The organism is Arthrobacter sp. zg-Y238 (genome assembly GCF_024385525.1).
In the GTDB taxonomy this organism is placed as follows: Bacteria; Actinomycetota; Actinomycetes; order Actinomycetales; family Micrococcaceae; genus Arthrobacter_B; species Arthrobacter_B jinronghuae.
This window is the reverse complement of the sequence record NZ_JANFLU010000004.1, coordinates 241,257-263,165: the sequence shown is the minus strand read 5'-3', so window position 1 is coordinate 263,165 and position 21,909 is coordinate 241,257. Positions and strand designations below refer to the sequence as shown.

The window sequence follows — 21,909 nt, the reverse complement described above, 5'->3', positions numbered from 1 at the left end:
CATTATCCTGACCGGGACGAAATCTCACCACTGCCTGATCCCTGCTGTTCGCAGGAACATGGGCGCGTGTGGGCACAAAAGCGCTTGAACAACTTCTCTAGTCTGCCAGACTCGGGCACAGATGGCTAATCAGGCATCTTCCACCGAAGGTCTCCCTCCGGGGTCCCGACGCCGCGCTGACCAAGTCCGTTCACGCTGCCCCAGAGGTAAACCCCTCAAGGGGCGGCGCTTTAACTTCCACCAGTCTAACGCACCGCCGGCGGCACCTTGAAAGTCAGGATTCGCCGTCCCGGTTGGCCCGGCGGATGCGCCTGGCCCGCTCAATTTCGGGGCGGAACCGCTTGCGGGACCACCCGACGCCTGCAGCCACTGCGGCCACGATCACCAGAAGGATAAGGAATTCCATGGTCCGAGCCTAGCGGAGCCTTTGTCCCGGTGTCAGAGGGCACGGCACTCCTTAGCCGGTGCACGGCAGTCGGGGCACGGCACTCAGCGCACTGCCTGGCCTGTCTTGGTCCCGGCTCCCCGCTTCCGGCCCGGCTCGGCTTGGCGGGCTTGGCCGAGCCGAGCCGGGCCGGGCCGGACGACCACCGCTCTCCCCTGCGCTGCACGCGTCCAGGATTCAGGATCCACGGCACGTCAGCGCGTGCGGTCCTCCTCCGGGGCCTGCATGCGGCCCGGAGCGTTTGTGTCCGCTCCAGGTCCGGCGTTGCCGCCCGGTACAGGTCCCGCTCCATCCGCACTGCCGGTGTTCGAGGGTCCGGACACCGCCGGCGCACTGCCCTGCGCCGGGTACACAGGCACCGGCGGTGCCGGCGGTGCGGAACCGGTTGCCGAACCCTGCGGAGTGGGCCCGGTTGCAGGTCCCTGCGGACCCGACCCGGTTGCCGGTCCCTGCGCACCTGCGGGTCCCTGCGTACCTGACCCGGCTGCCGATTCCGGCGGAGTGGGCCCGGTTGCCGGCACCGGAAGGGCCGGGTCCCCCTGCGCAGTTTGAACAGGTGGATTCCCCGGTTCCTCGGTCCGCACACGGGTGAGCCGCCAGACAGCCAAAGCGATCAGCCCGATGCCCAGCAGGGCCAGGAGCAGGAACGTGTAACCGCGCAGGTACCAAAGCACCGCCAGCACCACACCGGCCGCGCCCCACAGAGTGAACAGCCTTCTGCTCGCCAGAAGACCGAAGGCCAGGAGCCCGGCGTGTGCCACCAGCGCCCAGAGCTGTTTTCCGCCTCCACCGAAGATGACCGTGGACAGACCGCTGGATGAAAGGATGACGGCCGAAACCCCCAGGACCATAGTGCCCCGCTGGTCGCGTTTACGAAGGAACTCGTAAGCCGCGAATCCGGCCAGGACAGCTGCCCAATACTGCAGGGACCAGAATCCGCTGACGTTGCCCAGAACGAGCCAACCCATCCGCTGCACCGCCAATGCGGTCACCAGCACGGCGGCCTGCACGGCCGGCTCACGGAACCGGGCGGGAACCTCGACGAGGGCCAACGCCAAAGCAGCAACCACGGTCAGTGCGCCGGCTGCGGCTGACGAGTCAGGGACCATTGCCGGTATCGCCGCCAGTGCCAGGATCAGAGCCGAAGCCGAGCCCAGGATGCTCCGGCGGAGCTGCGAGGGCGAAGTGGCTCCCGCCGCGCCGCCCGGCCGCGATGATTCCACCGAACGGAGTGGGGTGAGGAGACGGAGGGCCTGGAGAACAGCCGCTGTCACCCAGAACGGCAGCAGCGAAGCAAAGCCGGCATCCCCACTGCCTGCAAGGACAGTATCGAAGAGTCCCCGGAACAGGGCCATCATTCCCATGGTGAGCAGGACCGGCGTCCCGACGGCCAGCCACGCAAGGCTGCGGGCAGAGGAGACAACCAGGAAGATTGCCGCACCCAGAACGAAGGCAGCAGCCACCAGGAAGCTATTGTCTATGGCCAGGCTGATCACAAGGACAGTGGCGGTATAGCCGACGGCGGCTACCAGCAGTGCCGTACGGGTGGGCTTATCGAGGGACCTGCGCGCTTCCCCGCACAATGCCGCCGCTGCGAGGACGAGCAAAACCGATCCTGCCGCGCCGCCGTCGAGCAGCCCTTCCCGAAGCGATCCCCGGCTGCTGACCTGCAGCAGGTTGCTGAGGACCAGCGGAAGCGCACCCAACGCGTACACGGCGGGATAGACAACCCAGGCTGACCTGGGGTGCCGCTCCGCACGGCGCTGAGTGAACGCAGCCGCAGCCGTGATGAGAAGCAGGAGCAGATGCAGCGCGACGACGTCGCGCTGGCTGGCCGTTCCGGCAAGGAAGCTGTAGACGATCGGAATCAGGGCCAGCAATGCGATGCTCAGCCACTGCGACGTTTCGGAGTATCCCATGTCGTCGAGTCGGCGATGCAGCAGGGTACGGAACAGCTGCTGTATTGCCAGTGCTACGGCGCCGGCAATGAACAGGCCGTGCATACCGACGCCGAGGTCGGCAGCCACGAGCACCGTCTGGACCACCACCAGGCCCTGCACGCCGAGGAGGTAGAGACCGCGGTTGCTTTCTGTGCGCTTCAGTGCGAGATACACAAAGTAGGCCAGGGCTGCCAGAACCAGCAGTTCGTAGCCGCGCAGCCCCAGCACTCCGGCACCTACCGCCGCCGCAGCGGCGAATCCTGCCAGTGCCGCTGCTTCGTACCGATCGGGAAGCAACAGCGAGGTGGCAACATTCGCGGCCAGCGCGATCCAGAGCAACGCCAAGGTCCAGCCGGCCCCGTGTCCCTCGACTGCCCGGGATGCGGCAGTAGCCAGCAGCGCCACCAATGCGGCGGCGGCGAGGAACTCGGCAGCGAACCTCAGCGGCCTACCCCTTCGCACGCGGATGACGGCGGCCAACTGGCTGAACACCGCCACGGCGGCGGCACAGAGGACAAGGAACATCAGCATGCCGCTTTGCGCGGCCGGTCCCTGCAACCCGACATATGCCAGGGGAACTCCTGCTGATGCAGCCAGACCGCCCCACCGTGCCCATGATGCAAGCCCCAGCGGCTCCAGCATCCCGGCAAAGAAGGTCCGCAGCACCTGCCCGACGGCAATACCGACCGCCACGGCAGCGAAGACCTGATGAACGTCCCCGGTCAGGTCGGCCGCCACCAGCCCGGCCAGGATAACCGCCAGGATCTGGACGGCCAGGAGATAGGCGCCGCGGAGGGGATTGCTGCGGCCCAGAACGAGGTACGTGCAGTAGGCAAGGGCTGCCAGCACCAGGATCTCGTACCCCCTGACCCCCAGGACCCCCGCGCCAACGACGGCGGCGGCGGAGAAGCCGGCGGGTGCAGCCAGTGCGGGCCAGCTGCGGCGAAGCATCAGTGCAGTAAACACATTGACGGCAAGCGCCGCGGCGAGGACGGCCACGGTGGCAACTGCTCCGTTGCCTTCCGCCGCCCGCACGCCGGTCACCAGCAGCAGCACCAGTCCTGCTGCGGCGGCGGCTCCAACGGAAGCCTGGGTACCGGGAACACGCTTACGTCCGGTGACGCCGGCGGTTCCGCTGGAAGCTGCGGTAGAGGACCCCGGCGAACCGGTATCGGCCGCAACGTGTTCACCGAAGCGCGTCCGCCCTGCCGCCCCAAGCGTGTACGCGCCCTGGGTGAGGACCGCGGAACCGGCGCCGATGAGCAGCAGGACAACTCCGGTCTCCGAACGTGCTGCGGTGTAGGTAAGGATGTAATAGAGCGGGGGCAGCATCGCCAGCACGGTGACGGTTGCCCACAGGAGCGTCTGGGCGAGTCCGAGCCCGCGGAGTTTCCGGTCCAGGAAAATCCGCAGAAGGTGCTGGGCAGCCAGGCAGGCCGCCATGGCAATAAAGATCCCGTGCACCCCCGCTCCGAGGTCTGCGGCAATCAGGGCAGCCAGGGCAGTCAGTTGGGTCTGTCCTGCCGCCAGGTAATAGGTCCGGTGCGTCTTGGGCGCGAGCTTCCAGGCCAGGACGGCACAGTAGCAAAGAGCAGCGGCTGCAAGCAGTTCGTAGCCACTGATGCCCAGGAGGCCTGCACCCATAAGTACCGCAGCCGCGAAACCGGCCGGTGCAGCAAGGAGGTACCTTCCGCCGGGCCGGAGGACGGATGTCAAAACGTTTCCGGCCACAACGGTCCACAGGCCCACCAAGGTCAGGGTTAGCCCCGGCGATTCCTGGAAGCGGAGCAGCAGCGTCAGGACCACCGCGGCAGCAGCCGCAGTGGTAATGGCTGCCCCCGGGAAGCGTTCGGGCTTTGCGCGCCGTGTACGGACAACCGAAACGGCCTGATTGGCCGTCAGCGCGAGCACCGCGGTGACGAGGGCCCAGGCTCCTGCATTCACCCCGGACACTCCGACAAGGGAGGCGAGGACGGTCAAGGACACCAGCAGGACGGCCGCAGCGCGTGCGGCGAGGACGAATACCAGACGTTCCTCCGCGCCGCCCCGCACCGCACGGATCACCAGATAGCCGGCGAGGACTGCGGTGGCCAGGACGCCCGGCCACAGTGCGTCGCCGGGCATCAGCGCATTAGGCACAAAGGCGAGGGCGGCCGGCACGGGCACCGCATACTCAAGGCGTCCGCCCAGTTTCCAGGCGGCGGCGAAATACGTCAGCAGGACTACGACGACGGTTCCTGCGAAGGCAATGGAACTTCCCGAAGACTGCCACTCGCGAACCACGTACCAGAGTCCGGCTACCAGTGCGGTGCACGCCTGCAGGACCAACAGGGCGGCCACATCGACGCGGAAGAATCTACGCGCAGCGTCTTCGGGGGCAGCCGCAGGCTTCTTCTTGAGGCTGACGGTTGCCGCCGTTGAAGCCGCGGATTCGGATGCCGGGGCGGGAGATGACGGGGCCGGTGGTGCCGGTTGTGCCGGTTGTGCCGGCACGGGCACAGGCTTGTTGCCGTGTGCCGCAGCCGGTGCCTGCGGATCGGAAACCCCTGTTCGTACAGTTCCCGCCTCCGGGCGGGACCGCTCGTCGACGTCGCGGTCCAAAGGCAGCCCGGTGCTCTTGGCGGCCACCTGCAACAGCGCTGCTGCACCGTACATGGGGCGGCGTGCCAGGACCCCTGCCGTCTGGACCGCAACCTGCACCGCGAAAGCGAGCAGCGTCAGCTGGGTGCTGTCCGTAACGGAATAGAACAGGGACGTAAGTCCCACGGTGCCGGCCGCCCGCAGCCCATAGCTGTTGACGAGCTGGTGGCGGGCGGGGCCCTGCCAGAGCATTACGGCGTAGTAGAGGGCGAATGCGAGGAACAGGATCCCCAGCTGCGCCGAGCTTAGCTGGCCGGAGATCTGGACGGAGGCGATGGCCGTAGCCGGAACCAGGTAGCGGTGGGAGCGGACAAATGCATCTACGTAGAGATTGTTCAGCCAGCCCGGACGCCGGACCGCAGCGAGGCTGATCAGGGTGGCCAGAATGACCGTGAAGAGGAAGTACCAGACGATTCCCCAGCGCAGTGCCGCACCGGAAGCCAGGCCCGAGGACAGCAGGAACGTCAAGGCAAGATAGGTGACTACCCGGCTTTCAATCTTTGCTGCGGCGTACGCAAACGCCGCGGTTCCAACCACCGAGGTGACCAGCCAGGCTGCAGATCCGTCCGGAAGCACAAAATTGAACAGGGCTAGTCCGACCACGGGGATCAAGGCCAGGCCGGTACCCGTAAATGCTACGGCTGCCGGCCGAAGGCGGGCGCTTCGGGCATGTATGACCAGTCCCGAGATGTAGAACAGGGCCGTGACAGCGACAACTCCGAAGAAGCGGGCCTCTGCCGGGATGGCCAGCCCGATGAACAGTGCGGCAGCAGCCACCAGCAGGAGGCTGGCGGAGTAGAGCGTGATGTTGATGTTGCGCAGGTCCCGGCGTTGTTTTTCTTCCTTCAACTCGGCTTCGGTCTTGACCGGCGGAACCGGTCGAGGCGGAACCGGTCGAGGCGGAACCGGAACGTTCCGGTTCGGGGCACCGGGCGCTGGGACGGCAACCGGCGGGTGGCCGCCCGGCACTCCGACAGGAGGCACAGCGGCTGACGGAGCATGGGACTGAGACGACGGAACCGTGTATGAGGAGACATACGAAGCAGTGGGGGCCGGTGCGGCAGCGGGGGCAGGTGCGGCAGCAGGGGCCGGTACAGCAGCGGGAGCAGGTGCGGTGGCGGAAGGTGCAGCGGCAGCAGGTGCGGCGGCAGCAGGTGCGGCAGCGGGAGCAGGTGCAGCGGCAGCGGGTGCAGCAAGAGCCGGCGTGACGGCTGGAGGCCCAGCAGGGGCCGGCGCCGCGGCAGGATCCGAAGCGGCGGGAGCAGGTGCCGCGGCGGGTTGCTGGAAGCGCAGTGCTGCGTCGTTGAATCCCGCCCGGTAGCCGTCTTCGTAGATTTGGGCCGGCGGCGGCAGCGGCCTGCCCTGGCTGTCCACGGGGCGGGCGGCTTTTTTACCTGCCGACCGCCCTATGGCGAAACTGGCAGCGGCTGCTGCCAGGAAAAAAAGAAAGACCCCCATGAAACTGCTACCTTCCGGTTCGAGTTCGACTGGAGACCATCCTAGGGTGCTGCAGCTCACATGCCGGTAACTGTTCGATCCCGGTGGGGGCAACATTCCGTGCCGGCCGCACCCAGGCGTCCTGTGCAGGAATAGTGCCTGACTGCCTGCGGGCACAGGGCAGGCCGCGTGGCGGCGCCGGGTCCCGGTCCGGTCCGGTCCCGGCAGGCGGCGCAGCGCCCCAGCCGACCCGCAGCGGCCCCCAACCGACCCCTCAACCTGCCCCCGGCGGAAATGTGCCCCGCCTGCCGATCTGCCGCAAAGGCTGTTCCAGCCCGGATAACAAACTGGTAGCGTCGGCGCACTAGGGGTCAGGGGGAAGGCGCCACACGAACGGAAAGGGCCTTGCGGCCATGTATCTTTCGGTCCTTGGAACGCACTCCGGCATCACCGGTTCGGTGCAGGTTCCCAACTCCAAATACCACGCCCACCGGGCGCTGATACTGGCTTCCCTCGCTCCGGGCACCAGCCGCATTTCCGGTCTGACCGATGCCCGCCATGTGCAGTACACAGTGGCCGCGCTACGCCAGCTCGGTACCGCGATAGAGGTGCAGGATGACACCTTTATTGTCCACGGCGGCCCGTACCGCCCACGGCGTGCCGTTGTCTCCGCCGGCAGCTCCGGAACCACGCTGTACTTCATGGCCGGACTCGCCTCGCTGGGGACACGCGACGTCGTCGTCACCGGGCAGAAATACTTCCAGCGCCGCCCCATCGGTGCCTTGTTGGCCGCCCTCCGCGAGATGGGTGTGGACATCGCCTCGAACGGCGGCTGCCCTCCCCTGCAGGTTGCCCACGGGCGGCCGCGCGGCGGCGAAGTCCATATCTCCGGGACCCTCTCACAGTGGATTTCCGGCCTGCTGCTGCTGGCACCATTTGCCCGCTCCGAAACCACGGTGCTGGTGGACGGCCCGCAGAATGAAACCAGCTATGTGGAACTGACCCTCGCCATGATGGCCCGCTTCGGATTGCAGGTGGAGGCCTCCGAGGACCTCAGGCGCTTCCGCATCCCGGCGGACCAGCAGGCCGTCCCCGCGGACCTGCGGCTGCCACCGGATATCGGGTCGGCTGCCTTCGGACTCGCGGCGGCGGCCCTGCATCCGGCAGATATTTCCCTGACCGGGCTGAGCGCCACCTCCTCGTCCGGATCCGACCATCCCGAGGCTGACTTCCTGGACCTTGCGGCGCAGATGGGGGTGCCCATGGACTACGACCAGGCAGCCGACGCGGTGAGGGTCCGCCATCAGGGCCTGGACCTGCAACCCGTGGACGTCGACTGCCGGCGCGTGCCGGACATGCTTCCGGTGCTGTCCGTGATGGCATGCCACGCCGCGGGCCGGAGCGTTTTCCGCAACATCGACCACGTACGGATGAAGGAGTCCGATCGGGTGGCCGCCATGCTGCAGCTGAACTCAATGGGCGCGCACCTCACCGTGGAGGGCTCTACCTTGACGATCCGCGGAGTCGGCAGCCTCGGCGGCGCGGATCTCTCCTCCTTTAATGACCACCGGGTCCTGATGTCCCTGGCCGTGGCGGCTTCCGCCGCAGAAGGACGCAGTACGCTCACTTATCCAAACGCCTACCGCATTTCCTACCCCGAATATCTGGCGGCCATGACCACTTTCGGGCTGCACATGAAGGTCGAAGACGGCGTGCTCCAGCGTCCCCGCCCCAGCCGGCCGGCCCGGACCGCACGCGGAAGCCGCCCCCGGAGCATTTCCGGACCGGCCGCAGTAGAGGCGGCAGCGGCCGTCACCGGTCCGGACTGGGTGCGGCGCTGGGCTGCGGAACGTCCCAATGAAACAGCGGTGGTCGACGGCGGCCCGCGGATATCGGGGCACCTCACCTGGTCCGAGCTCGACACGCAGGCCCACCGCGTCGCCGCAGCACTGCTGGAGCTGGGGGTGCGGCCGGGTGACCGGGTGGCTTTCCAGCTCCCCAACCGAAGCGAGTTCGTTGTCCTCACCGTGGCTGTCCTGCGTCTGGGCGCCGTCGCCGCGCCCGTGATGCCGATCTTCCGGGAGCGGGAGGTGGCGCTGGCACTGGACCGGGCCGGTGCCCGCGTCTTCGTTGCCGTGGAGGAGTTCCGCGGACGCCATCCGGCGGAGGAACTGGCCGGGCTGCTGCAGCGCGCGGACCGAACCGATGCGGTGCCCGCCCCCAAGGCGGCGGATGTTCTGGTGCTGCGGAATGCCGAGTCGCCGCGCCCCCTCCCCTCCGTAGCCGGCGGCCCGCGGTTCCACGACTGGGACGCCGTGCTGAACCGCGTGCACCCCGCGGCTGGGCTCCCTCCCGGTGCTGCGCCAACCGCCGGGGACCCTGCACAGTTGCTTTTCACATCCGGCACCTCCGGGGAACCCAAGGGGGTGGTGCACCGTCATGGGACGCTTAGCCGCGCTGCGGCCATGGAGGCGGCGCATCTGGGCCTCACCAGCGATGACGCCGTGTTCATCCCCTCGCCCCTGGCCCACCAGACCGGATTCCTGTACGGAATGTGGCTCTCGTTCGTACTCGGCTGCCCGCAGATCCTGCAGCCGGTGTGGGACGCGGAACGGGCCGTGAAACTCATGCGGGGGTGGCGTGCCACCTTCGTCCAGGCTGCCACCCCGTTCCTCACCGACCTGGTTGCCGCTGTGGACGCGGGAACCGCAGCTCCGCCCAGCCTGCGCATCTTCGTCGCGACAGGTGCCGCCGTCCCCCGGCACCTCGCCGAGCGTGCCACACGCGTCCTGGGTGCGGGCATCTGCGGTGCGTTTGGAACCACTGAAACCTGTCTGGCCACCCTGGCATCACCCGGGGATGAACCGGTAAAGGTGTGGGGCACCGACGGGCGGGCACTGGAGGGGGTGCGGACCCGGATTGTCGACGACGACGGCCGCCTCCTGCCGCCCGGCGTCGAGGGTAACTTCGAACTCCTCAGTCCCACCGTCTTTGACGGATACCTTGACCGCCCGGACCTGACCAAGGAAGCCTTGACCGAAGACGGCTGGTACCGCACGGGAGACACCGCCATCCTCGATGATGCCGGGTACCTGCGCATCACCGGACGGGTTCGCGACATCATCAACCGCGGAGGGGAGAAAATCCCGGTGGCCGAGATCGAGCAGCTCCTCTACCGCCATCCCGCCGTGCGGGATGTTGCCCTGGCGGCCATGCCCGATGATCGGCTGGGCGAGCGGGCCTGCGCCTTCGTAGTCCCCGTGGAGGGGTCGCGCCTGCAGCTGGCGGATCTCACCGGGTTCCTCGACCGGCACAGCGTCTCCAGGCATTACTGGCCTGAACGCCTCGAGCTGGTCGACGCACTCCCCCGCAATGCCGTGGGCAAAGTGCAGAAGTTCCTGCTGCGGGACACGGCCCGCAGCTTCGCCGCCGGCGGCGGACCGCCCAAACCCGGAACACCGGATTGGAGCAGCCAGTGAGTACTGCAGCCATCGCAGCCGACGGACGGGGCAGCAGTATCCCGGACCCGGAATACAGAGACCTGCTCGCGTCCGTTACCGAGTGGGTCGAAGGCCCCGGCGAGGAATGGGCCGACCGCATCGAAACCGGCGGCACCGTGCCCGACGCCCTGTGGAAGGAGCTCCGCGAGGCCGGCTTCCTTTCGCTGGCGGCACCGGCGGAACTCGGCGGCCGGGGGCTGAGCTTTGTCCAGTGGATGGGCCTGATGGAAGTCTTCTCCCGTTCACACGCCTCGGTCCGCATGATCGTGCACGTGGTCAACGGCACCTGGCGTGCCATGAATCCGCATGCCGACGAGGTGCAGCGAAGGAAGTTCGTCCTTCCGTCCGTGGCAGGAGACCTGGTTGTTGCTTTCACCCTGACGGAACCCGGCAACGGCACGGGAGCGGACATCACCTCGAGTGTCCGGCGGGTCGGTGACACCTATTACCTCACCGGCCGCAAGCACCTGATCACTTTCGGTGTGCGCTGCGACTACTGGCTGCTTTTTGCCCGGCTGGAAGGCACCTCCGGCAGTGCAGGAACCGTGGCGCTGCTGGTGGACCGGCATGCGCCCGGCGTCGAAGTGGAAGACACCTCGCAGACCATGGGGGTCCGCGGCACCGACCATGCCTCCCTGGCTTTCCGAGATACTCCCGTCCCCGTTGCCGACCGCCTCGGAGCGGAGGGAGATGGACTCTCCATTGCCCTCGGCGGCTTCCTCACCCCCAGCCGGATCTCCGTGGCGATGAGCTGCGTCGGGCTGGCCCAACGCGCCCAGCAGCTCGCAGTCGACCATGCCCTGGAGCGCACCACCTTCGGGAAACCGCTCGCCGCGCGGCAGGCCATCGCCTTTGCCCTGGCGGAAAACGCCGCCGATATCGAGGCGGCCCGCGCCTTGACCCTGCATGCAGCCTCGGCCTGGCAGGACGGTGTTCCCGATGCCGGTTCCCTGTCCTCCATGGCCAAGCTGACCGCAGTGGACATGCTCACCCGGGTAACGGACAAGGCCCTGCAGGTCCACGGCGGCATCGGGTACTGGAAGACCGCACCCATCGAACGGGTGTACCGCGACGCGCGGGCGCAGCGCTTCGAAGAAGGGACAAATGAGATCCAGAAAAAGGTGATTGCCCGCGGTATCCTGCGCCAGGCCCAGGGCCCGAGGGCCGACGCCGCCCCGGCCGATCCGTCTGCGGCATCCGCCGCCAGCCTCTGACACCGACATGCTGGACCGGGTCTTCTCCCCCGTTTCCCTCGGGCGGCTGAAGCTGGACCACCGGATCGTCATGGGGTCAATGCACCTGAACCGGGAGGATGACCCACGTGCCCTGGCCGCGTTCTACGGCGAACGGGCGGCCGCCGGCGCCGGGCTGATCGTCACGGGGGGCGCGGCAGTGAACCGCGCCGGTGCCGGCGGGCCCAACTACCTGCTGATCAATGAGCCCGAAGCCGCCGCCCGGGTCTCCCCGATGCTCGATGCGGTGCATGGTGCGGGCGGCAGGCTCGCCCTTCAGCTGTTCCACGCGGGACGCTACGCCCGGGAAAGCACGTACGGGCTGCGTCCGGCCGCGCCGTCGGAGGTGTATTCGGACTTTTCGCGCGCGCTGCCCCGCGCGCTCACGCCGGGACAGATCGAGGACACGCTTGCCGACTTCGCTGCGGGTGCCGCTGCCGCCCGCACCCTGGGCTTCGATGCGGTGGAGATCATGGGCTCTGAAGGTTACCTGATCAACCAGTTCGCCTCGCCCCTGACCAACCTGCGCCAGGACCGTTGGGGCGGTGAACCGCACCGCAGGCAGGCTTTTCCACTGGCGGTGCTGCAGGCGGTCCGGGACGCAGTTGGGCCCGGCTATCCGGTCATCTACCGGACATCGGGTGCCGACTTCGTCGCCGGATCGAGCTCCCGGGAGGAATCTGCAGCCCTGGCGGTGGCACTGGCCAGGGAGGGGGCCGATGCGGTCAACATCGGCATCGGGTGGCACGAGTCAGGGGTGCCCTCCGTGCAGGGCCTGGTTCCGCACGGCCGCTGGATGGAAGTTGCAGGGGGGATCCGCACGGCCCTGACGGCTGCGGGAGTGCCCGTTCCGGTCATCGGCAGCAACCGGATCAACTCGCTGGAGCTTGCGGAGCGTGCCCTTGCCGCCGGACACGCGGACCTGGTTTCAATGGCCCGCCCTTTCCTCGCCGACCCGGCAATCGTGGACAAGACCCGGCGCGGCGAGTCGAACCTCGTCAACACCTGCATCGCCTGCAACGAGGCCTGCGTCGACCGTTCCCTCGGCGCCGAACCTGTCTCCTGCCTGGTCAACCCGCGGGCCGGCCGCGAAACAGAATTTCCGCTTCCGCTACGGCCGCCCCGGCGACGGGGCGGTACCCCCGTCCGGGTCGCCGTAGTGGGAGCCGGTCCGGCGGGGATGCAGGCTGCCGCAACGGTGGCGCAGGCGGGACATCCCGTGGACCTCTATGAGCAGGACAGCTCCATCGGCGGGCAGTTCCGGCTGGCCGGCAAGGTGCCGGGCAAGGCAGACTTCCTGCAGACCATCCGTTACTTCACCCATGAACTGGCGCGGCTCGGCGTCCGCGTCCTGACGGGCACCGCCCCCGAGGCCGCGCACTTGGCCCGCTACGCACACGTCCTGCTGGCCACGGGTGTCCGGCCTCGAACCGTTCGTCTGCCGGGCACCGGCCTGCTCCCCGTGCTGGACTACCGGCAGGCCTTCGCGGACCCGGCCCGGCTGGGCCGACAGGTAGTCATCATCGGTGCCGGCGGCATTGCAGTGGACCTTTCCCGCCTGCTGGCGGATACCGGGGCGGCCGGCGGGACGGCAGGCGGTTCCAGGGACGTAACCATAATGCGCCGGGGGTCCCGGATCGGTCACGGTATCGGCCCGTCCACGCGGTGGGCTGTGCTTCAGGAAATCCGCGCTGCCGGTGTCCGGACCCTCGCCGGAACCACGCCGCTGGAAGTGACCCCCCTCGGGCTTCGCGTCCGGAACGCGGACGGCACGACGGCGGTCCTGCCGGCAGACGCCGTCGTCCTGGCTGCCGGGCAGATCCCGCACAACCCGCTCCAGTTCCAGCTGGACGCCCTCGGCATCCCCTGTACGGTGATCGGCGGTGCCCTGGACGCCTCGGGCCTGAACGCTGTCCGTGCCTTCGAACAGGGGCTGGCGGCCGGCACCACCGTGGCGCGCTTACTCGAGCCGGCACGGACCGGAGGACGGACTCCGGCTTAAAAGCAGCAGGGCCCCGCTGCCATAAGCAACGGGGCCCTGCTAAGAACCGATGAGGTCCAGGCTAAACCATCAAATTACTTGATGATCTTGGTGACGCGGCCTGATCCAACGGTGCGGCCGCCTTCGCGGATAGCGAAGCCGAGGCCCTCTTCCATAGCGATCGGCTGGATGAGCTCAACGGTCATCTCAGTGTTATCGCCGGGCATAACCATTTCAGTGCCCTCGGGGAGGGTGATGACGCCGGTTACGTCCGTGGTACGGAAGTAGAACTGCGGGCGGTAGTTCGAGTAGAACGGGTTGTGGCGTCCGCCTTCATCCTTGGACAGGATGTAGACGTTGGCTTCGAAGTCGGTGTGCGGGGTAATGGAACCCGGCTTCACGACAACCTGGCCACGCTCTACGTCTTCGCGCTTGATACCGCGGAGCAGCAGGCCACAGTTCTCGCCGGCCCATGCTTCGTCAAGCTGCTTGTGGAACATCTCGATACCGGTAACCGTGGTCTTCTGGACCGGACGGATGCCGACGATCTCGACCTCGGAGTTGATGGCGAGGGTACCGCGCTCGGCGCGGCCCGTGACGACGGTTCCACGACCGGTGATCGTGAAGACGTCCTCGATCGGCATCAGGAACGGCTTGTCCTTGTCGCGAACGGGGTCCGGCACGTTGTTGTCAACGGCTTCCATGAGCTCTTCGACGGCTGCAACCCACTTGGGGTCGCCTTCGAGAGCCTTCAGGCCGGAAACGCGGACGACGGGAGCGTTGTCGCCGTCGAAGTCCTGGGAGCTCAGCAGTTCGCGAACTTCCATTTCCACGAGGTCGAGCAGTTCTTCGTCGTCAACCATGTCGGACTTGTTCAGTGCGACCAGCAGGTAGGGAACACCAACCTGGCGGGCGAGCAGGACGTGCTCGCGGGTCTGTGCCATCGGACCGTCGGTAGCGGCAACCACGAGGATTGCGCCATCCATCTGAGCTGCACCAGTGATCATGTTCTTGATGTAGTCAGCGTGGCCGGGGGCGTCTACGTGTGCGTAGTGGCGCTTCTCGGTCTGGTACTCGATGTGCGAGATGTTGATGGTGATGCCGCGCTGGCGCTCTTCAGGTGCAGAGTCGATAGCAGCGAAATCGCGCTTTTCATTCAGATCAGGGTACTTGTCAGCAAGCACCTTCGAAATGGCAGCGGTCAACGTCGTCTTTCCATGGTCAACGTGACCAATGGTGCCGATGTTGACGTGCGGCTTAGTCCGCTCGAACTTTGCCTTCGCCACGGGTTCCTCCTAGAGAGTTAGAAGACTCAATCTCCAGCCGCGCTTTTCGCAACTGAAACTGATGTAAGTCTACTTGGGGCTGTTTATTTGATGAAATTGCCGATTTCCGCAGCAGCCTCGGAAGGCCGCTCAGTCTGGCTATGCGCCCGGTCCGGGCCGAAGCCCGGACCGACCGCACACGGTGGGTGGCCCGGCGTGAACCGGTCCACCCTCCAAGTTTTACTCGCCGCGCGTCTTCTGGATGATCTCGTCGGCAACTGCCTTCGGGACCTCGGCGTAGCTGTTGAAGGACATGGAGTACACGGCGCGGCCCTGGGTCTTCGACCGCAGGTCGCCGATGTAGCCGAACATGCCGGACAGCGGGACGTGTGCCCGGATGACCTTTACGCCGGCTGCATCTTCCATGGACTGCATCTGGCCGCGACGGGAGTTGATGTCACCGATAACTTCACCCATGTATTCCTCAGGGGTGCGGACTTCAACATCCATCAGCGGTTCGAGCAGGACAGGGCTTGCCATACGTGCGGCTTCCTTGAAAGCCTGCCGTCCGGCAATCTTGAACGCCATTTCCGAGGAGTCGACGTCGTGGTACGCGCCGTCAAGCAGCGTGGCCTTGATGCCGACAACCGGGTAACCGGCGAGCACACCGTCAGTAAGCGCGCTCTGGATACCCTGGTCAACGCTGGGGATGTATTCGCGCGGAACGCGACCACCGGTGACCTTGTTCTCGAATTCGTAGAACGTGCCGTCGGACGTATCCAGCGGCTCGATGGCGATCTGGATCTTAGCGAACTGACCCGAACCACCGGTCTGCTTCTTGTGCGTGTAGTCGTGCTTGGCGACTGCACGGCGGATCGTTTCGCGGTAGGCAACCTGGGGCTTGCCCACGTTTGCCTCGACGCGGAACTCGCGGCGCATGCGGTCCACCAGGATGTCCAGATGGAGCTCGCCCATGCCGGCGATGATGGTCTGGCCGGTGTCTTCGTCGAGGGAGACCTGGAAGGTCGGATCCTCTTCGGAGAGCTTCTGGATGGCCGTGGAGAGCTTCTCCTGGTCACCCTTGGTCTTCGGCTCGATGGCCACGGAAATCACGGGCTCCGGGAAGCTCATGGATTCCAGCACGATCGGCTCCTGAAGGTCGCACAGGGTATCGCCCGTGGTGGTGTCCTTCAGACCGATGGCGGCGTAAATGTGGCCCGTCGTGATTTCCTCGACCGGGTTTTCCTTGTTGGCGTGCATCTGGAAGAGCTTTCCGATGCGCTCCTTCTTCTGCTTGGTCGCGTTCATGACCTGGGCGCCGGAAGCAGCGTGACCGGAGTACACGCGGATGTAGGTCAGACGGCCGAAGAACGGGTGCGTCACAACCTTGAATGCCAGAGCCGAGAACGGAGCGTTGGCATCAGCGGCGCGTTCGAGGATGACCTCTTCGTCGCGGATGTCGTGGCCCTTGATATTCGGGACGTCAAGCGGGCTGGGCAGGTAGTCGACGACGGCGTCCAGCATCGGCTGCACACCGCGGTTCTTGAAGGCAGAGCCACACAGAACCGGGTAGACCTCGGAGTTGATGGTCAGCTTACGAATGCCGGCCTTCAGCTCGGCAATGCTGATCTCTTCGCCTTCGAGGTACTTGTTCATCAGTTCGTCGCTGGCTTCAGCAACGGTCTCAACGAGCTGTGCGCGGTACTCTTCGGCCTTTTCCTGCAGTTCTGCGGGAATCGGTTCGATTTCGTACTTGGCGCCCATGGTCACGTCACCCTTGGCGTCGCCGCGCCAGGTGAGTGCACGCATTTCGAGGAGGTCGACGACGCCTTCGAATTCGCTCTCGGAGCCGATCGGCAGCTGGAGGACCAGCGGCTTGGCGCCGAGGCGGTTGATGATCGTGTCTACGGTGAAGTAGAAGTCAGCGCCCAGCTTGTCCATCTTGTTGACGAAGCAGATACGCGGAACGTCGTACTTGTCGGCCTGGCGCCAGACAGTCTCGGACTGCGGCTCAACGCCTTCCTTGCCGTCGAAGACAGCAACGGCGCCGTCGAGGACGCGCAGGGACCGCTCAACCTCGACAGTGAAGTCAACGTGACCCGGGGTGTCGATGATGTTGATCTGGTTGTTGTCCCAGTAACACGTGGTAGCTGCGGAGGTGATGGTGATACCCCGCTCCTGCTCCTGTGCCATCCAGTCCATCGTGGACGCACCGTCGTGGGTCTCGCCGATCTTGTGGTTGACACCCGTGTAGAACAGGATGCGCTCAGTGGTGGTTGTCTTGCCGGCATCAATGTGGGCCATGATGCCGATGTTGCGGACCTTATTCAGGTCGGTAAGCACGTCAAGTGCCACGGTTTCTCCCTTTTTTGGTTGCTTCCGTCAACGGCGCTTATCCGGCTGAAGCCCTGCGGCCCGCAAATGCGGGCCACAGGGCCTTCAACGGCTGCCGTCAGCTTGGCGTATTACCAGCGGTAGTGGGCGAAGGCCTTGTTGGACTCGGCCATCTTGTGGGTGTCCTCGCGGCGCTTCACAGCTGCACCAAGACCGTTGGAAGCGTCCAGGATTTCGTTGCGCAGACGCTCAGTCATCGTCTTTTCGCGGCGGGCCTTGGAGTAGCCGACCAGCCAGCGCAGGGCCAGTGCAGTTGCACGGCCCGGCTTGACCTCGACCGGAACCTGGTAAGTAGCGCCGCCAACACGGCGCGACTTGACCTCAAGGCTCGGCTTGATGTTGTCCATGGCCTTCTTCAGGGCTGCAACCGGATCCTGCCCGGTCTTCTCCTGAGCGCCTGCAAGTGCACCGTAAACGATGCGCTCTGCGGTGGACTTCTTGCCGTCTACCAGAACCTTGTTGATCAGCTGCGTGACCAGCGGGGAGCCGTAGACGGGATCCAGTACGAGCGGCCGCTTGGGGGCCGGACCCTTGCGGGGCATATTACTTCTTCTCCATCTTCGCGCCGTAGCGGCTGCGAGCCTGCTTGCGGTTCTTGACACCCTGGGTATCGAGGGCACCGCGGACAATCTTGTAGCGGACACCGGGAAGGTCCTTCACACGACCGCCGCGCACCAGCACGATGGAGTGTTCCTGAAGGTTGTGACCCACACCGGGGATGTAAGCGGTTACTTCGATGCCGCCGTTGAGGCGGACACGTGCAACCTTACGCAGAGCCGAGTTCGGCTTCTTCGGGGTGGTGGTGTAAACGCGGGTGCAGACACCACGGCGCATCGGGCTGCCCTTGAGGGCAGGAGCCTTGGTCTTGGAGACCTTGGGTGAGCGGCCCTTGCGGACCAGCTGCTGAATCGTAGGCACTTTCGTGTTCTCCGTTTTTTCTCGAGATAATTCTCTGGTTGCCCCGCCCCGCTGCCGGCTGAAACCAACTAAAGGGGCGGCGCGCTTCAAGTCGTTGCCGCAATGCCCCGAGAAGTTCCGTATTCTCGCCGAAAGCGACCGTAGGCGTGCAAAAGTGTGGCATTCGTTGCGCAAGGACCCCGCAACCCGGAAACAGGCCCGCCCATTCCTTACGGAATGCATTCCTCCGAGTATCTCTCCACGGAGGGCACGCGAGCGGCCTTCATCCACTGCCACACAAACAATTGGTTTTCAGTCTAGCAGACTTAACGACTCCCGGACGAAAGTGCGAGCAGCGTCACTAGCTGCGGGCACTCAGGGCCGAGGTAATCGTGGCCGAAGCCTGCTGCAGGTGCGGCAGCACTCGTGCGGCCGCCTCTTCCAGCGTAAGCCCCATGGTCGCCTGCATCGACGTATTCAGGGCAGCGACCACGTTTCCCCGCGGGTCCAGGACGGGAACGGCCACGGATCGCAGGCCCAGTTCCAGCTCCTGGTCCACGATGGCCCAGCCCTGTTCCCGTGCCCGCGCCACGAGGGTACGCAGCCGGTCCGGGTCCGTGACCGTGCGCTCCGTCAAGGGACTCAGGCTGGCTTTGGACAGGTAGTCGTCGAACCGGTCCTCGGGGAGCCCTGCCAGCAGGACCCTGCCCATGGAGGTGGCGTAGGCCGGGAACCGGGTCCCCACGCTGATACCCACGGTCATCAGCCGCCGGGTATGGATCCGGGCGATGTAGACGATCTCGTCGCCGTCCAGCACCGAGGCCGACGTCGACTCCGAGATTTCCCTGGACAGGTCCTCCAGCACCGGCTGTGCGAGCTGGGGCAGGGACTGGCCGGAGAGGTAGGAGTACCCCAGCTGCAGGACCAGGGCGGTCAGTTCGAAAGTCCGCCCGTCCGTGCGTACGTAGCCGAGTTCCACGAGGGTGAGCAGGAAGCGGCGGGCCGTGGCCCGGGTCAGCCCGGTTCGGCGCGAAACCTCGCTCAGGGTCATCTGCACGTGGTCGGCGTCGAAGGCCCGGATCACCGTCAGGCCGCGGGCCAGCGACTGTACGAACTGGTCGCTGGCCGATGCCGTCTCGCTCACATGTCCCCTTTTGTTGTCGGTTACTGCTGGCTGTCGGCCGCGGAGCGGATCAGCGGGATGTCCATCTTTGCCGCCAGTTCCTCGAACGTGGTTCCGAAGGTGTCGCGGACGTGGACGCCGTCCTCCTTCAGCAGGAAGACCGCTTCATTAGTGTAGACGCGGGTAACGCATCCGACGCCGGTGAGCGGGTAGGTGCACTCCTTCACCAGTTTGCTGAGGCCTTCCTTGGTGAACAGCGACATCATGACGTAGACGTCCTTGGCACCGGTGGCCAGGTCCATGGCGCCGCCCACTGCCGGGATGGCATCAGGTGCACCGGTATGCCAGTTGGCCAGGTCCCCGGAGGCGGAGACCTGGAAGGCGCCCAGGACACACACGTCCAGGTGTCCGCCGCGCATGATCGCGAAGGAATCGGCATGGTGGAAGTAGGCAGCACCCGGCAGTTCGGTCACCGGAATCTTTCCGGCGTTGATCAGGTCCGGGTCCACCTCTTCCCCGGTGGCTTCGGGGCCCATACCCAGCATCCCGTTTTCGGTGTGCAGGGTGATGTTCTGCTCGGGCCGAAGGTAGTTGGAGACCAGGGTCGGCTGGCCGATGCCCAGGTTCACGAAGGACCCGGGGGCAATATCGGCGGCCACGAGGGCAGCGAGGTCGTTCTTGCCCAGCTTTTCGGTTTTGTTGCTCATGCTGCAGCCGGCGCTTTCTCCCGGTCCACACGGACCAGGCTGTTGACGTAGATTCCCGGGGTGACCACGACTTCGGGGTCCATTTCTCCGACGTCGACGATTTCGCGGACCTGCACAATTGCGGTCTTCGCAGCGGCGGCCATGATCGGACCGAAGTTCCGGGCGGTCTTCCGGTAGACCAGGTTCCCTGCCTTGTCGGCGCGCAGTGCCTTGACCAGTGCGAAGTCAGCGTGCAGCGGGGTTTCGAAGACATAGCCGCGGCCGTCGATCATCCGGGTTTCCTTGCCTTCGGCCAGCGGGGTGCCGTAAGCGGTGGGAGTAAAGAACCCGCCGATGCCCGCGCCGGCGGCGCGGATACGCTCGGCGAGGTTGCCCTGGGGCACCAGTTCCAGTTCTATTTCCCCGGCGCGGTACTTGGCGTCGAAGATCTGCGAGTCGGACTGACGCGGGAAGGAGCAGATGATCTTCTTCACCCGTCCGGCGCCGATCAGGGCGGCCAGGCCCTGTTCTCCGTTGCCGGCGTTGTTGTTGACCACGGTCAGGTCCTTGGCGCCCTGGCGCAGCAGCGCCTCGATGAGCTCCACGGGCTGTCCGGCCCGGCCGAACCCGCCGATCATGACGGTGGCGCCGTCGTGGATGGGCGCAACGGCCTCATCAACGTCCTGCACAATGTTGAGCACGGTTTTTCCTTACGTCTTCGGTTGCTGGATTCTCAGTTGGCGTTTTCGAGCACGACGGCGAGGCCCTGGCCCACGCCGATGCAGATGGCGGCCACGCCCCAGCGCTCACCCGATTCCTGCAGCCGGCGGGCCACCGTGCCGAGGATGCGGGTGCCGGAAGCTCCGAGCGGGTGGCCGATGGCGACGGCGCCGCCCCAGGCGTTGACGATAGCCGGGTCGACATCCCAGGCGTCCAGGCAGGCGAGGGACTGGGCTGCGAAGGCCTCGTTGAGCTCAATGGCGCCGACGTCGCTCCAGCTGATGCCGGCCCGCTTCAGCGCCGTGTTGGCTGCTTCCACCGGGGCGTAACCGAAGTACTGCGGCTCGTTGGCTGCAGCGCCGCGGCCGGCGATCCGGGCCAGCGGGTCCAGGCCGAGGATGCCGGCGGCGTTCTCGCTGCCCAGCCAGGCCGCGGAGGCGCCGTCGTTCAGTGGGGAAGCGTTGCCGGCGGTGACGGTGCCGCCGGAGACATCCTCCGACGCCGGCCGGAACACGGTGCGCAGCGTGGCCAGCTTCTCGACCGTGGAGCCGGCGCGGATGCTTTCATCCCGGTCCAGGTCCACGCCGTCGACGGCGACCGTCAGGTTCGCGTATTTGCCCTCGTCCCACGCCTTTGCGGCGAGGGCGTGCGAGGCTGCGGCGAACGCATCCTGGCGTTCCCGCGTGATGCCGTACTTCTCGCGCAGCTGCTCGGTGGCCTCGCCGAGGGAGACGGTCCATTCCTTCGGCATGGCCGGGTTGACCAGCCGCCAGCCCAGCGTGGTGGAGGCCAGGGTCTGATCTCCGGCGGGGTACGGCTTCTCGTTCTTGGGCAGCACCCAGGGGGCACGGCTCATGGACTCGACGCCGCCGATGAGCATCAGGTCCGCTTCGCCGGTGTTGATCTGCCGCGACGCGATCAGTGCCGCGTCGAGGGACGAGCCGCAGAGCCGGTTGACCGTGGTGCCCGGGATCGAGGTGGGCAGGCCTGCCAGCAGCGTGGCCATCCGCGCGACATTGCGGTTCTCCTCGCCTGCGCCGTTGGCGTTGCCGAAGACCACCTCGTCGATCCGCTCGGGGTCCAGGCCGGGCGCCCGGGACACGGAAGCCTTCAGGACCTGGGCGGCCAGGTCGTCCGGGCGGACGCCGGCGAGGGCCCCGCCGAATTTGCCGAAGGGGGTGCGGACTGCGTCGTAGATATAGGCCTGGTTCACCGGTGCTCCTTGAACTGGAAAGCGAAAACTGGAAGTGGCAGTTGGGACGGACTGAGGCTCAGGCCGCGGCGTCGATCTCGCGGAAGACGCCCTGGGCCACCTTGAAGGCGGAGTTGGCGGAGGGGACGCCGCAGTAGATGGCGGACTGCAACACGATCTCCTTGATCTCGTCCCGGTCCAGCCCGTTGCGCAGCGCTGCCCGGACGTGCATGGCGAACTCCTCCAGGTGTCCGTGGGCGATCAGCGCCGTCAGGGTGATGGCGCTGCGCATGGTGCGCGGCAGGCCCGGCCGGGTCCAGATGGTGCCCCAGGCGTACTGGGTGATCAGGTCCTGGAAGTCGGCGGTGAACTCGTCCTTGCCTGCGTTGGCGCGGTCCACATGCTCGGCTCCGAGGACCTCGCGGCGCACCGCCATGCCCTCGTTGTATACGTCCTG

General features: G+C 66.3%; 14 protein-coding genes. 3 read left to right on the top strand and 11 right to left on the bottom strand.

From position 1 onward, the window contains the following. Nucleotides 1-274: 274 nt before the first annotated feature. Complete coding sequence (locus NNX38_RS04885; protein WP_255796997.1) at nt 275-406, bottom strand: hypothetical protein; 132 nt, start codon at nt 404-406, stop codon at nt 275-277. Between the two features lie 233 nt (nt 407-639). After that, nucleotides 640-6,483, bottom strand: coding sequence for a proline-rich domain-containing protein (locus NNX38_RS04880; protein ID WP_255796996.1), 5,844 nt, complete (start codon nt 6,481-6,483; stop codon nt 640-642). Between the two features lie 392 nt (nt 6,484-6,875). On the opposite strand from NNX38_RS04880, the gene aroA reads away from it, so the two are divergent. From aroA to NNX38_RS04865, 3 genes are read left to right on the top strand one after another with little or no spacing between them, the layout of a single operon-like run. Further along, nucleotides 6,876-9,941 (top strand): 3-phosphoshikimate 1-carboxyvinyltransferase, encoded by a 3,066-nt coding sequence (gene aroA, locus NNX38_RS04875; protein ID WP_255796995.1) that lies wholly within the window; start codon nt 6,876-6,878, stop codon nt 9,939-9,941. Beyond that, the gene (locus tag NNX38_RS04870) at nt 9,938-11,176 is read left to right on the top strand and encodes an acyl-CoA dehydrogenase family protein (protein ID WP_255796994.1); all 1,239 of its coding nucleotides are present in this window, start codon (nt 9,938-9,940) and stop codon (nt 11,174-11,176) included. Before aroA ends, NNX38_RS04870 begins: the two co-directional genes overlap by 4 nt. 7 nt (nt 11,177-11,183) lie before the next feature. Next, nucleotides 11,184-13,196, top strand: coding sequence for an FAD-dependent oxidoreductase (locus NNX38_RS04865; protein WP_255796993.1), 2,013 nt, complete (start codon nt 11,184-11,186; stop codon nt 13,194-13,196). 74 nt (nt 13,197-13,270) lie between these two features. On the opposite strand, the gene tuf is transcribed toward NNX38_RS04865, so the two are convergent. The 9 genes from tuf to pcaC all read right to left on the bottom strand — a co-directional run bounded on the left by tuf (nt 13,271) and on the right by pcaC (nt 21,888). Continuing rightward, on the bottom strand, nt 13,271-14,461 hold the full coding sequence (gene tuf, locus NNX38_RS04860; RefSeq protein ID WP_227918747.1) for an elongation factor Tu: 1,191 nt from the start codon (nt 14,459-14,461) through the stop codon (nt 13,271-13,273). 219 nt (nt 14,462-14,680) lie between these two features. Next, a complete protein-coding gene (fusA, locus tag NNX38_RS04855) occupies nt 14,681-16,795 on the bottom strand; it encodes an elongation factor G (RefSeq protein ID WP_255764885.1) in 2,115 nt (704 codons plus the stop codon). A gap of 110 nt (nt 16,796-16,905) precedes the next feature. Next, entirely contained in the window at nt 16,906-17,376 is a 471-nt protein-coding gene (rpsG, locus tag NNX38_RS04850) for a 30S ribosomal protein S7 (protein WP_146361062.1), read from the bottom strand. 1 nt (nt 17,377) lies between these two features. Further along, on the bottom strand, nt 17,378-17,752 hold the full coding sequence (gene rpsL / locus NNX38_RS04845; RefSeq protein ID WP_146361060.1) for a 30S ribosomal protein S12: 375 nt from the start codon (nt 17,750-17,752) through the stop codon (nt 17,378-17,380). A 340-nt stretch (nt 17,753-18,092) separates the two neighbouring features. Continuing rightward, nucleotides 18,093-18,875 (bottom strand): IclR family transcriptional regulator C-terminal domain-containing protein, encoded by a 783-nt coding sequence (locus NNX38_RS04840; RefSeq protein ID WP_229950001.1) that lies wholly within the window; start codon nt 18,873-18,875, stop codon nt 18,093-18,095. Nucleotides 18,876-18,895: 20 nt separating this feature from the next. Continuing rightward, nucleotides 18,896-19,561, bottom strand: coding sequence for a 3-oxoacid CoA-transferase subunit B (locus tag NNX38_RS04835; RefSeq protein ID WP_255796992.1), 666 nt, complete (start codon nt 19,559-19,561; stop codon nt 18,896-18,898). Beyond that, nucleotides 19,558-20,241, bottom strand: coding sequence for a 3-oxoacid CoA-transferase subunit A (locus NNX38_RS04830; protein WP_255796991.1), 684 nt, complete (start codon nt 20,239-20,241; stop codon nt 19,558-19,560). Before NNX38_RS04830 ends, NNX38_RS04835 begins: the two co-directional genes overlap by 4 nt. 32 nt (nt 20,242-20,273) lie before the next feature. Beyond that, nucleotides 20,274-21,473 carry a thiolase family protein gene (locus NNX38_RS04825; RefSeq protein ID WP_255796990.1) on the bottom strand — a complete coding sequence of 400 codons (1,200 nt, stop codon included), beginning with the start codon at nt 21,471-21,473 and terminating at the stop codon, nt 20,274-20,276. Between the two features lie 58 nt (nt 21,474-21,531). Continuing rightward, a complete protein-coding gene (pcaC, locus tag NNX38_RS04820) occupies nt 21,532-21,888 on the bottom strand; it encodes a 4-carboxymuconolactone decarboxylase (protein WP_255797018.1) in 357 nt (118 codons plus the stop codon). Nucleotides 21,889-21,909: the final 21 nt, after the last annotated feature.

Excerpts from the sequence above, each read along its gene's own strand:
- NNX38_RS04835 (WP_255796992.1), bottom strand. The coding sequence starts at position 19,561 with ATGAGCAACAAAACCGAAAAGCTGGGCAAGAACGACCTCGCTGCCCTC.
- NNX38_RS04865 (WP_255796993.1), top strand. The coding sequence starts at position 11,184 with ATGCTGGACCGGGTCTTCTCCCCCGTTTCCCTCGGGCGGCTGAAGCTG.
- aroA (WP_255796995.1), top strand. The coding sequence starts at position 6,876 with ATGTATCTTTCGGTCCTTGGAACGCACTCCGGCATCACCGGTTCGGTG.
- NNX38_RS04880 (WP_255796996.1), bottom strand. The coding sequence starts at position 6,483 with ATGGGGGTCTTTCTTTTTTTCCTGGCAGCAGCCGCTGCCAGTTTCGCC.
- pcaC (WP_255797018.1), bottom strand. The coding sequence starts at position 21,888 with ATGGCGGTGCGCCGCGAGGTCCTCGGAGCCGAGCATGTGGACCGCGCC.
- rpsG (WP_146361062.1), bottom strand. The coding sequence starts at position 17,376 with ATGCCCCGCAAGGGTCCGGCCCCCAAGCGGCCGCTCGTACTGGATCCC.
- NNX38_RS04885 (WP_255796997.1), bottom strand. The coding sequence starts at position 406 with ATGGAATTCCTTATCCTTCTGGTGATCGTGGCCGCAGTGGCTGCAGGC.